The organism is uncultured Ferrimonas sp. (assembly GCF_947489035.1).
Lineage (GTDB): Bacteria > Pseudomonadota > Gammaproteobacteria > Enterobacterales > Shewanellaceae > Ferrimonas.
Genome location: NZ_CANLCI010000027.1, coordinates 47,928 through 59,982, shown reverse-complemented (window position 1 = coordinate 59,982; position 12,055 = coordinate 47,928). Strand labels below are relative to the sequence as shown.

Annotated in this window: 10 protein-coding genes; 7 read left to right on the top strand and 3 right to left on the bottom strand. The window is 56.1% G+C overall.

Features of this window, described 5'->3' with window-relative positions:
• From Q0796_RS14740 to Q0796_RS14715, 6 genes are all read left to right on the top strand, one after another.
• Nucleotides 1-2,185: 3'-5' exonuclease (locus Q0796_RS14740; protein WP_298444526.1), on the top strand; the 2,185-nt coding region annotated here is incomplete at its 5' end.
• Nucleotides 2,182-4,248, top strand: a complete 2,067-nt coding sequence (gene recD / locus Q0796_RS14735) for an exodeoxyribonuclease V subunit alpha (RefSeq protein ID WP_298444525.1) — start codon at nucleotides 2,182-2,184, stop codon at nucleotides 4,246-4,248. The genes Q0796_RS14740 and recD, both read left to right, overlap by 4 nt.
• Nucleotides 4,249-4,332: 84 nt before the next feature.
• A complete protein-coding gene (locus Q0796_RS14730) occupies nucleotides 4,333-4,764 on the top strand; it encodes a hypothetical protein (RefSeq protein ID WP_298444523.1) in 432 nt (143 codons plus the stop codon).
• A gap of 139 nt (nucleotides 4,765-4,903) precedes the next feature.
• The gene (locus Q0796_RS14725) at nucleotides 4,904-5,299 is read left to right on the top strand and encodes a hypothetical protein (protein WP_298444521.1); all 396 of its coding nucleotides are present in this window, start codon (nucleotides 4,904-4,906) and stop codon (nucleotides 5,297-5,299) included.
• Nucleotides 5,300-5,623: 324 nt separating this feature from the next.
• The gene (locus Q0796_RS14720; protein WP_298444520.1) at nucleotides 5,624-6,541 is read left to right on the top strand and encodes a DUF368 domain-containing protein; all 918 of its coding nucleotides are present in this window, start codon (nucleotides 5,624-5,626) and stop codon (nucleotides 6,539-6,541) included.
• Between the two features lie 25 nt (nucleotides 6,542-6,566).
• Nucleotides 6,567-7,157, top strand: a complete 591-nt coding sequence (locus Q0796_RS14715) for a DUF938 domain-containing protein (RefSeq protein WP_298444519.1) — start codon at nucleotides 6,567-6,569, stop codon at nucleotides 7,155-7,157.
• A 12-nt stretch (nucleotides 7,158-7,169) separates the two neighbouring features.
• Here the strand turns inward: Q0796_RS14715 and Q0796_RS14710 are convergent, their stop codons facing one another.
• Complete coding sequence (locus Q0796_RS14710) at nucleotides 7,170-8,312, bottom strand: GNAT family N-acetyltransferase (RefSeq protein WP_298444518.1); 1,143 nt, start codon at nucleotides 8,310-8,312, stop codon at nucleotides 7,170-7,172.
• Nucleotides 8,313-8,627: 315 nt separating this feature from the next.
• Between Q0796_RS14710 and Q0796_RS14705 the strand changes: the two genes are divergently transcribed.
• Complete coding sequence (locus tag Q0796_RS14705) at nucleotides 8,628-9,518, top strand: aspartoacylase (protein ID WP_298444516.1); 891 nt, start codon at nucleotides 8,628-8,630, stop codon at nucleotides 9,516-9,518.
• A gap of 78 nt (nucleotides 9,519-9,596) precedes the next feature.
• Here Q0796_RS14705 and Q0796_RS14700 read toward each other — a convergent pair whose 3' ends face one another.
• Nucleotides 9,597-10,307 carry an SGNH/GDSL hydrolase family protein gene (locus Q0796_RS14700; RefSeq protein WP_298444515.1) on the bottom strand — a complete coding sequence of 237 codons (711 nt, stop codon included), beginning with the start codon at nucleotides 10,305-10,307 and terminating at the stop codon, nucleotides 9,597-9,599.
• A gap of 156 nt (nucleotides 10,308-10,463) precedes the next feature.
• Complete coding sequence (locus Q0796_RS14695) at nucleotides 10,464-11,942, bottom strand: FAD-dependent oxidoreductase (protein WP_298444514.1); 1,479 nt, start codon at nucleotides 11,940-11,942, stop codon at nucleotides 10,464-10,466.
• Between the last annotated feature and the right edge of the window lie 113 nt (nucleotides 11,943-12,055).

Genomic DNA, 12,055 nt, shown 5'->3' with positions numbered 1-12,055 from the left:
ATTTGTGCGTAACGAAGCCAACGACAGCACTGCCGCCAACCCCAGCAGCCACATTGACGGGGTGAAGGCGTCGGACAAAGGCGTGGCTGGCGACGCCGGATTTGTGCGTAACGAAGCCAACGACAGCACTGCCGCCAACCCCAGCAGCCACATTGACGGGGTGAAGGCGTCGGACATCGCCATCTTGGTGCGCGACTTTGTTGAAGCCGATGCCATTCGCCAAGCGCTGGCGAAGAAGAACGTGCGTTCGGTTTATCTGTCGGACAAAGAGTCGGTGTATCGCAGCGCCGAAGCGGCGGATCTGCAGCTGATCCTAACCGCAGCGGCGTACCCCCAAGACGACCGCGCGGTACGGGCGGCACTGGCCACCCGCACCATCGGCCTCAGTTTTGCTGAATTAGAGGCGCTAGGCCGCGATGAACAAGCGTGGGAGCAACAGCTCGAAGGCTTTAAATTGCTGTTGCTGCAGTGGCAACAGCAGGGAGTGCTGCCGATGTTGCGGCAGTTGTTGGTGCGCTTTGATGTGGCGCGGCGGTTACTGCACGCCGAACACGGCGAACGCAGCTTAACCAACTTGCTGCATCTGGCTGAACTGTTGCAAGCGGCAGCGGCGGGGCTGGATGGCGAATTGGCGTTGCTGCGCTACCTAACCGAGCAGTGCAGCGATCAGGGCGAGCAATCGGACGAACAGGTGATGCGGCTGGAGTCCGATGCGGATCTGGTCAAGGTGATCACCATCCACAAATCCAAAGGGTTGCAGTACAAACTGGTGTTCTTGCCATTTGTGTTTAACTTCCGCCAAGTCAACACCAAGGCACCAGCGCTGTTTTATCGCGCCGCCGATGGCAGCAATCAGCTGAGCTTTAACGCCGATGACGAAGCCAAAGCCGCCGCTGAGCGCGAACGCTTAGCCGAAGACATTCGCCTGCTGTATGTGGCGGTTACTCGCGCGGAATACAGCTGTTACTTGGGGCTGGCGCCGCTCAAAATCGGCACCGGCAAAAAAGTGAACGTGCACTTAAACGCCTTGGGCAAACTGTTGGCCGATGGCGCCCCGTTAACCCGAGAACGTTTAGCGCTGCACTGGCAGCGGTTGGCGCAACAACCGCACACTCAAGTGCTGGCGCCGGCGGCGGCAACCAAGATGAAATTTATCGGCAATGGCACCCCCGCCGAACTGCCAGCACCGCGCCCTTATCAGCGCGCGGCGCTGCCAAACTGGTGGATCAGCTCGTATTCCGGTTTGCTCAGTGGCATGAGCCATCAGCATGGCCCGGCGCACCACAACGCGGATCACGCCAGTGCCGCAACCGTGGCTGAGGCCAACGAGCCCGCGCAAGACAGTGGCAATCAAGACAGCTACGCCACCGCGGCCAGCTCGGATCAGTTAGCCGAAATGATGCTGCCCAATCGCAGCAGCGAACTGACGCCACCAGAACAGCCCCAAGCGGGCACCATTCATGCGTTTCCTAAGGGCGCCGCAGCGGGCACCTTCTTGCACGATCTGTTTGAGTGGGCGGCGGAAGGCGGCCGTTTCCGTTTGGATGCCGAGGAAGTGGCCGAACACCTTGAATCGGTATGCCCCAGCCACGGCTTTGATGGCGAACAGCCCGTTTTAGCGCCGTGGTTTGCCGATGCGTTGCAGGTGCCCTTGCCGTTGTGTGATGACAGCGCCAGCTTAATGGAGCTGCCCTTAGCGCAAGCTGAGCTGGAGTTCTGGTTTGAAGCCAGCAACGTAGACATTGGCGAACTGGATCGGCTTGTTAGCGCCGCCATTTGGCCGGGCGCGCCACGGCCAAGTCTGAACCCCATCCGCTTGCAGGGGATGTTAAAGGGCTTTATCGATCTGACCTTTTACCATCAAGGCCGGTATTACGTGGCGGATTACAAATCCAACTATTTAGGGGTGGATCAAAGCGCCTACCAAGCCGAGGCGATGCAGCAAGCGATGCTGGAACACCGCTACGAACTGCAGGCGGTGCTGTACACCTTGGCGCTGCACCGTTTGCTGCAATCGCGGCTGCCAGAGTACGACTACGACCGTGACATTGGCGGGGGGCTCTATCTGTTTTTGCGTGGCTTAGAGGCCGGAAAACTGGGGCAGGGGGCGTTAACCATTACCCCACCTGCCGCCTTAATCGAACAACTCGACAGCCTGTTTCGTGGCAAGGAGTGCAGCCAATGAATACCCCTAACTACGCGCCGACGCTGTGGCAGTTTGGCCCGGCGCCATTGCCCCATGCCTTAAAAGGGCTTGAACAGTACCAACAGCAAGGCTGGTTGCGGCAGTTGGATCTGGCGTTTGTGCGCTTGTTGCAACAGCAAGGCGAGCACAACCCGATGGTGTTGATGCTGGCGGCGCTGGCCAGCCATCAAGTTGGCCGTGGCCACATCTGTTTGGATCTGAATGGCTTAAAACGTAAGCCAGAGTGGGTATTGGGCTTGCCGCCCCAAGGGCGAGCGTTTGCAGCCGAGACATTACCGCAGCAGTGGTTGGCGCCGTGGTCGTTGCCGCAATTAACCGAAGCGCTACAGCAATCGACCATGGTGGATGCCAGCGACGAGGGCAGTGCGCCTTTGGTGCTCAGTGGTGAACTGCTGTATCTGCGCCGTTATTACGAATACGAAGTGCAGGTGGCGGCGGCGTTTAATGCCCGCTTGCAGCAGCGTTTTGAGCTGCCGGATGATCTGCCGCAGCGGTTGGCCAACCTGTTTGATCCTTTGAAAGACGCCGACGAACGCGCTGGCACCACGGTGCACTGGCAAAGTGTGGCTGCGGCGCTGGCGGCGCGATCCGGAGTTAGCGTGATCTCCGGTGGCCCCGGCACCGGCAAAACCACCACCGTGGTGCGGTTGCTGGCGTTGCTGCAATCGCTGGCACTAGAACAACAGGGAGAAGAGGGCAGTGGGTTACGCATTCAGTTAGCGGCGCCGACGGGCAAGGCAGCAGCGCGTTTATCGGAATCGCTGTCGGGCACGTTAAGCGCCATTGCCGCTGGCCAAGTGGCGGAGATCCCAACCGCCATTGCCGACTTGATCCCCGCCAATGTGGCCACGTTGCACCGCTTATTGGGGGCACGACCGGATAGCCGTTACTTCCGCCATAACAGCGCCAATCCATTGCACTTGGATGTGTTGGTAGTGGATGAAGCCTCGATGGTGGATTTAGAGATGATGGCCAGCTTGCTGGCGGCGGTGCCCGCCAAGGCACGGTTGATTCTGTTGGGGGATAAAGATCAGCTGTCGTCGGTGGAAGCCGGAGCGGTCTTGGGGGATCTGTGTCAGTTCGCCCATCAGGGGCGCTACCAAGCCGACAGCCACGGTTTTGTTTACCGCGCCAGTGGTTACGACTTATCGCCGTGGCAAGGCCCAGGCTGTGATCTGGAACAGCAGATCGTGATGCTGCGTAAATCCCACCGTTTTGGTGCCGATTCTGGCATTGGCCAATTGGCGGCAGCGGTGAATGGCGGCGATGTGGCGGCGGCGCGATTGCAGTTGCAGCGCAGCCAAGGGGATCTGGCCTTTATCGGCCCTGAGCCAAGCCAGTTTGATGCCTTGGTGCTGGATGGCAAGGCCAAGGGGTTAACCGAGCGTAATGGCCAGCAGAGCCACGGTTATCGCCACTACTTAACGCTGGTAAACCAAGGGTGCGGCAGCGAACAAACGGAAGCGCAGTGGCAGCAACAGGTGCTGGATGCCTTTGGCCAGTTTCAATTGCTGGCGGCGGTACGCGAAGGGGATTGGGGCGTCAGCGGCTTAAACCAACGGGTAGCCAGTTTGCTGCTGCGGCAGGGGCTGATCAGCGATGATCAAGGCTGGTATGCCGGACGACCGGTAATGGTGATGCGTAACGATTACAGCGTAAACCTGATGAACGGCGATGTGGGGATCTGTTTGCCTTTTGCCGCCGACGATGGCCAGTTGCGGGTGATCTTCCCCATGCCCGACGGCAGCTTAAAGGCGGTGCTGCCCAGCCGCTTAAGTGCGGTGGAAACCGTGTTCGCCATGACCGTGCATAAATCTCAAGGCAGTGAATTTACCCATACCGCGTTGGCGCTGCCGGATAAGCCCAATCCGGTGTTAACCCGCGAGCTGATCTACACCGGCATTACTCGCGCCAAGCGGTGGTTTAGCATGGTGATCAGCGAACCGGATCTGGTGGCGAGCGCCATTGAAACCCAAACCGAACGCGCCAGTGGTATGTCGGCGCGACTGGGCATTGTGGCGCCAACAAAATCGCAGTCATAAAAGTGTAATAGTCGTTGCAAAGCGGATTTTTGTCTGTAACTTTTCCTACTCAGCGGTGACCTAAATCGTGACATGGAGGTAGGCATGGAAACAGAGACGTACGCAGGCATGGACGCCGAATGTGCAACCGTGATGGCACACTATCGGGTAGGCTGTGCCGAGATCCGGCAACTGCATGACACCCTGTTTGAGTTGCAAGTGGATAACGGCACGGTACTGCAGCGCAGTGATTGCCTGCCAATTGAGCACTTTTGGCAGCAGCATTGTCAGCGTCCCTTTGATCTGCTCATCAATGGCGACCGCGAATTCAGTTTCAGCTTTGAAGCGGCGTTGTGCGCTGGGGCCAACCCGCTACAGCGCCATGTGGCCATCTTCGCTCGCGCGGATCTCAGCTATGAATTACTCAGTAATGCCATTGAGATCAATGCACTGAATTTCCCCGCCAAACCGATCCGATTGTTTCGCCGTCGCGCCGACGCCAGCCGGTGGCTTAGCCAGATGGCGCGAGCAAATTGACCACAACAACAGTGCGTTATCACAATGTTACAAAAACACTGGAGTTTGGCGTTGAGGTTGATTAGTTTGGGCGAATAATCGCTGGCCTAGGCAACGTACCTGTGGTCACTTTTTCGCTATTTTATTAAGGCTCATTGCTATGGAATCCCTGCGACCACTGGCGAGTTATCGACTTTCTTGCGCCAACATCGTGCAGTGGAGCGAGCAGCGCTTCGAAATCTTTATTGACGACGGTTACGTGATCGATCGCAAGGCCAGTGATGAACTGGCGCGGATGTTTGATGGCTTATGCCACAGCCCCTTCGATTTACTGATCTGCGCCGACAGGCGATACAGCTACAGCGATGAAGGCGCTAAAACCGTTGGTCGCCATCGGCTGCAACGACGTACTGCCATCTACACCAGCAATGCCCCAACCCCAGAAAACATCATTGATAGCATCGCCATTAATCGCCGCCAATTTCCCTACAAGGTCATCCGTTTTTTTGATAGCCGAGCGGCGGCATTGCGGTGGTTGGAAGGCGAGCGAGATTAAGCCGGGCACAAAAGAAAAAGGCCCCTGCAACTTCCCAGTGCAGAGGCCAAATAAAGCGTTTCGCCGTTGTTAGTCATTTTGTTGTAACCATTCCCCTAACGGTAACAACCTGGGGCGAATGCGCACAGAATACGCATCCGCTGGTGCATTGTCTGCCTTTTTTATAACCAACCTGTATAAATGTGCTGCGATTCACGTTCACGAAAGTGAACTGTGATTGTTCTCACTGTTTATTGCACTGCGGCAGCGGTTTTTTCCCATGCGCCTAGAGGCGATTAGTCGTTATACTCTCGGCTCATTCAAATTGAGACCGAATGCTGATCCATGACTTTTGATTTTCGTACCTTTTTTAAAGGGATGGCGATGGGCGCTGCCGACGTTGTTCCTGGTGTTTCTGGTGGCACCATCGCATTTATTTCTGGCATCTATGATCGTCTGCTGGAGTCCATTCGCCGTATTAATCCCAGCCTGATTGGTCATTTACGCCAACATGGCCTTGCCAGCACTTGGGCCCACATCAACGGCGGTTTCTTGCTGACGTTGCTGGCGGGCATTGCCACCAGTTTTGCATCGCTGGCACGGGTGATCACCTATTTGCTGACGGATCACCCCATTCCCGTGTGGAGTTTCTTCTTTGGCTTGATCTTGGTGTCGATTGTGCACATCAGTAAGCAGGTGGGCGGGGCCAAGCCGGGCAACCTGATGGCGGCGGTGGCAGGGTTCGGTTTTGCTTATTTCATTACTGCGGCCAATCCGTTGGCGCTGGATCCGACCCACCTTAATGTGGTGCTGGCGGGCATGGTGGCCATCTGTGCCATGATCTTACCGGGGATCAGCGGCAGCTTTATTTTGCTGCTGCTGGGGCTGTATGTGCCGATCATTGCGGCGGTGAAAGAGTTTGATGTCACCATCATCGGCCTCTTTTTGGGGGGGGCGGTATTGGGGCTGCTGACCTTTAGCCACCTGCTGTCTTTCTTGCTGACCCGATTCCGCGGCTTAACGCTGTCGTTTCTGTGCGGTTTGATGGTGGGCACCTTGAATAAGGTTTGGCCGTGGAAACAAACTCTAACCACACGCATCAATTCTAAAGGGGTGGAAGTGCCCTTAACCGAGCAAACATTATCGCCGTGGCAGTTTGCCGAGATCAGCGGCCACGATCCTCAGTTGCTGCTGGCTTTAGGCTGCATGGCACTGGGTTTTGGTTTGGTGTGGGGCTTAGAGCGCTACGCCGGACAAGAGTAAGACACCAAGGATTGAAGGAGAGCCGATGTCTGCGCCATTTTCCCAAGCATGCGATAACAATAAAGCACCGATTTTAGCGGTGTTGCAACGGGCTTTTGCCAAGTGTCAGCAAGTGCTGGAAATTGGCTCTGGCACCGGCCAACACAGTGTGCACTTTGCGGCGAATATGCCGCACTTGCAATGGCATTGTTCCGATCGTGCAGTAAACCACGGGGGGATCATTGCGTGGCATCAGCGTTATCCGGCGGCCAATTTGCACCCGCCGTTGGTGTTAGACGTTAATCAACCGCAGTGGCCTTTGGCTGGTTTTGATGCGGCGTTCAGCGCCAATACTTGCCACATCATGGCGTGGGCTGAAGTTGAACAGATGTTTGCTGGGGTAGCACGGCAGATGGCAACCCATGGGGTGTTTTGTCTGTATGGCCCCTTCAACTACGGCGGCGAATTTACCTCGGCGTCTAATGCGGATTTTGATCAGCACTTGCGACAACAGGCGCCGCACATGGGGATCCGCGCGATTGAGGCCGTGGTGGCACTGGCCGAAAGGGCCGGATTTGAATTGATTGATGACGTGGCGATGCCCGCCAATAATCGTTTGTTGGTGTTTGAACGCTAACGCGTCAGTCGGTTAATCAAGCCGTTTATACGGCGAACGCTGCTGCAATTCCTGCATTCGTTGGCGCAGCAGCTGATCTTCTTGCTGGCAAAAGCGAGCAATGGCGGCGGCAAAAGGCGAATCGAACAGCAAGCTGCTGCCATACACCCAGTGGGGCTCAAACCCTCGCGCTAACTTGTGCTCGCCCTGAGCGCCGGGATCAAAGCGTTGTAAGCCCTTGCCGATGCAATATTCAATGCCGCGGTAATAACACAACTCAAAATGCAGCCCCGGCTGCTCGATCAAACTGCCCCAATAGCGCCCATACAAGCTGCTGTCATCCTGAAAGTAGAGCGCCGCCGCAACCAGTTCCTGTTGAGAAAAAGCAGCTATCATGACGACATTGTCGGGCATGGTGCGACCAAGTTGCAGGAAAAAGTCCAAGGACAGGTAGCCCGGCCGCGCCGATCGTTTCAGGTAGGTAGTGTGGTAACAGTGGTAAAAACGCTGCCACATCGCGTTGTCTATCTCATCGCCACCTAAGGTGCGTATCTGCACAGCAGCCTGAGCCACTAACGCTCGTTCTTTGTTGATGTTTTTGCGTTTGCGCGCGCTTAACTGCGTCAAAAATTGCTCGAAGTTGGCGTAAGAGCGGTTGTGCCAATGAAATTGAATGTCTCGCCGTGACAGCCAGCCTTGCTGCTGCAGTTGTTGCTGTAATGGCTGATCACAGAACAGCAACTGGGCGTTGCTGGCGTGCAGTTGTTGCCCACGTTGGCGCACGCTGTGGCTATAGGCGGCGATAATTTCGGTGCTGTCCTCGCCTGCGGCGATGCCCAGCCGGGGCCCAGTCGCTGGGGTATAGGGGATGGCGCTTAGCAGCTTGGGGTAGTAGTTCAGTTGGTGTTGTTGGTAGGCATCGGCCCAAGCCCAATCGAATAGGTATTCGCCATAAGAGTGCAGCTTGATGTAGTTGGGCGCCGCCGCGATCAGCTGGTTGTTGCGCCACAGCAACCAGTGCTGCGCTAACCAGCCACTGTCGCCGCCAACGCCGCCTTGTTGTTCCAATGCCAATAGGAACGGTAACTGGGTAAATGGATAACCATTATCAAACAGTGGCTGCCACTGTTTTGGGCAGATAGTGGCGATGGAATCAACAAACTCAGCACGTAACATCAGGGGGTCTATTGGTGAATATTAGTCACCACCATAGCACTGGGAACCGGATCCGCAAATCAACAATAACTGCCTGTTTTTTATGCTTATTGATCTGTCGGGATCGGGCTGTTCAAAAAAGCATCAGCCGTCAAACCCTGATGAAATACGGACAAAGTAAGTTATCCACAAAGTTAATCACGGTTTTTGTGGGTAACCTGCTGAACAATAAAAGGATCAAACCTGCTGTGTATTTAAGCGGTTGATTTCGCGCCACTGTGAATGTGGCGAGTTGTTTGGCACAATGACTGAATAGTTATTCATAAGGATTGAAGTATGACCTCGGCATGGCAAGTGTTGGTTGTGGGCGGCACCCACGGTAATGAATTTTCAGGGGTTCAGTTGCTGAAGCAGTGGCAGCAGCAACCCTTATCTTTCCCCAATTTGGTGATACAAACACTGCAAGCCAATCCGAAGGCGCACGAATGCAACCGCCGTTACATTGATGATGATCTTAACCGAGAGTTTACCCCGCAACGCTTGGCCGATTTCAATCTGATCAATTACGAAGCCCTGCGAGCCAAATCCATCAATCAACAATTTGGGCCAAAAGGCGCAAGCCAGACCGATCTGGTGATTGATCTGCACAACACCACCTCGACCATGGGACCAACCCTGATTTTATTGCACGACAGCCACTGGGAGCGTCAGTTGGCGGCGTACGTGCAACAGCGTATGCCAGAAGCGGTGCTGCTGTTTGAGTTGGAACAAACTTACCAACAGTGGGGCTACCTGTGCACGGTGGGCAAACGGGGGGTGATGGTGGAAGTGGGGCCACAGCCGCAATCGGTATTGCGTCAGGATATTTTGGATCAGATGCGGTTGATGACCGAACTGATTTTGGAGTTCACCTCGTTGCAGCTGCGTAACGAGCTGCCGCCATTGCCAGCCACCATCGAGGCGTTTACCAGCGTTTGCAGTAAAAGCCTGCCGTTGGATGAGGCCGGCCAGCCGTTAGCGATGGTCCACCAGCGGCTTGAAGGCAGTGATTTCACCCCATTGCAGCCGGGGGAGCCGATCTTCCAATACTTTGATGGCCGCGTTGGCTACTTTGATGGCGACGAGCCGCTGTACCCCACCTTTGTTAATGAAGCGGCGTATTACAACAGCCACATGGCTTTTTCTTTGGCTCGCAAAATATCGTTAACGGTGGCTGCGCCAAACTGAGCTGTTGGCATCGACCTTGAGCCACCGGTACGCAATATGAATTGAGGCGCCTTCTGCACAGTGCAGTGGGCGCCTTTGTTATGGTGCCCGCTGCACCGTCAGCGCCGAACGGATCTGTTGCTGTACGCGCTGGGCCCATAAGCGGTAGGTGCCTTGGCCGGGATGCAGCCCATCAACGGCCAGATCCGCTTGCTCTTTGGGGATGCTGGTCAGCTGCACCAGAGGTTGCTGCTGCGCCCATTGGTGCAGGTGCTGGTTAAACTGGTTGGCGCGCCAGCCGAGCCACGCGCGCAATGGCTGCGGGAACTTGGGGAACTGCCCCATTGGCGGCAACTCGGCGATTAGGATCAGCTGCGGTTTCAGTTCGGCTCGCAAACGGCTAACGACCGCATCAAGTTCAAGCAACCAACGCTGGGCCGATCCGGTGGATTTAACGTCGTTAACCCCCAATGAGATCACCACCACATCCGCTTGTTGGGTTGGTAACCCCTTAATGAACGGATCCGCCTGCGCGGTGGTTAAGCCACTTTGTGCGTGCAGGTGCCAGCGCAGTTGATAGTGGGCAGACAACGCTAAACTCAATTGCCCAGCTAACGCCTGTTGTTGCTGGGCAACCCCCACTCCTGCGGCGGCGCTGTCGCCAAACACCAGCAATGACAACGGTTGACCATCCCCTTGTTCGCCTTGGCGAGGCCCTGCGGCTTCATCCAGTTTGGGCAGACGCCAGCGCAACCATTTGCCTTGAATTAACAGCAAAGGCGATAAAATAAGTGTTGGAATATCAGCCACAAAGGCTCCCTAGCGGCGATGCGCTGTGATATCAAATCGACTGGGTTAACGATGCCAGCGGTCGGCTTGGATCACAAGAGGGCGCCACTAATGAGAGCGTTTTTCATTTCTGCCGCTTTGTTGTGCGATTTGCGCGGTGATGGCGCAGCGACGCCACTATGAGTGAGGCCGATACTGCCGATCAAATTCCGCCCAATACTGCTGCCACTGCTGTTGCCATTGCTGCTCATCCCACAGCAGTAACGGTTGGCACAGCTGTTGTAACTGCTGCTGCTGTTGCTTTAGCGCAGGGCCAAGCACCCAGCCGAGGCGAGTACGGCGGATCAGCAAATCACTCAGTTGGGTAATGGCACCGTGGGCGCTCCAATAACGCAGCGACGCTTTGCTGATTTGAGTACCGTGCCAGTACTCAACGTCGGACTGCAATGGGGCTTGCAGCGGTGTATCGGCTTGGGCGGCGGCTTGGGGCAGTAAGCGGGCGGCTTGATCCAGCACCTCTTCGGCCATGGTGACAAAGGTTGTGAGCTTGCCGCCGGAAATGCTCAACAACCGCTGCTGCTGCCAAATCAGGTGTTCACGGCTGACGCTGGACGGCGCATCGGTGTTGTTGTTTTCGGCCATTATCGGTCGCAGCCCAGACCAGCTGGCCAACAAGGTGGGCTGCTGCTGGCAGCCGAGCAGTGGCAGCAGCGCCAGCAGATACTCTTGTTCGGCGCTGCTGATCACGCAGGGCTGATTCTTATCGGCCAGGTGATCCAAATCCGTGGTGCCCAGTACGGTGCAGCCCGCCCACGGGTAGGCAAACACCACCCGCTGATCTTGAGGGTGGATGAAGGTCATTGCCGCCGGTAATGGCAGTTGCTGCCACGGCAACAAAAGGTGCGAGCCCCGTTGCGGGCGGATCTTCATGCCCGCTGGCATGGGGGTTAAATTATCGGCCCAGACACCCGTGGCATTGATGGCGACTTTCGCTTGCAGCGTGATTGGCTGGCCCTGATGCGACAACGTCACCTCGATCTGCTGGGGCTGAGATTGGCCAAGGGCAAGCACCGGGGTGTAGTGGCAAAGATGGGCCCCGTACAAGGCGGCTTCTTGCAAGGTACGCAGCACCAGAGCGGCGTCGTCACAAATGGCGTCGAAATAGCGGTTAGCCCCCCAAGGAGCCGACACCGTTAATCCCGGCAGCAGTTTATTAAGCTCTTGTTGGGAAAAGTGCACCGGTTTGTGGCGAACGTGGGCGCCGGACAGCTTGTAATAGAGCCACAAGCCGAATTTATGCTGCACCGCATCCAGTGGCCCTTGGGCAGTAAATAAGTAGGGCATCGGTTTAACCAGATCGGGCCAGCGCTGCAGCAACTGCTCTCGCGCTTGGGCGGCTTCTTTGGTTAGGCGCCAGTTGCCCTGCGCCAGATAGCGCAAACCGCCGTGCACCATTTTTGAACTGAAATTGGAGGTGCCACTGGCAAAATCCCCTTGTTCAAGCAGCAGCGTCGACCACCCTCGGCGAGCGCTTTCCCGCGCGATCCCAGCCCCGGTGATCCCAGCCCCCACCACAATCACATCGTACTGACGCTGTGGTTGCAGCTGCGCTTTGCTGTGGGCGACGGTGGTACTGAGACAAGGTAACTGCGACATCACAACTCCAAGGTGGTTTTTATGTTTAGTTTCAGCGATTAATCACCACTTGAACTAATTTGTTCTACCTTTTTAAGTTAGCCGTGTTGAGGTTAACAAAGCAAAAAAAAGCG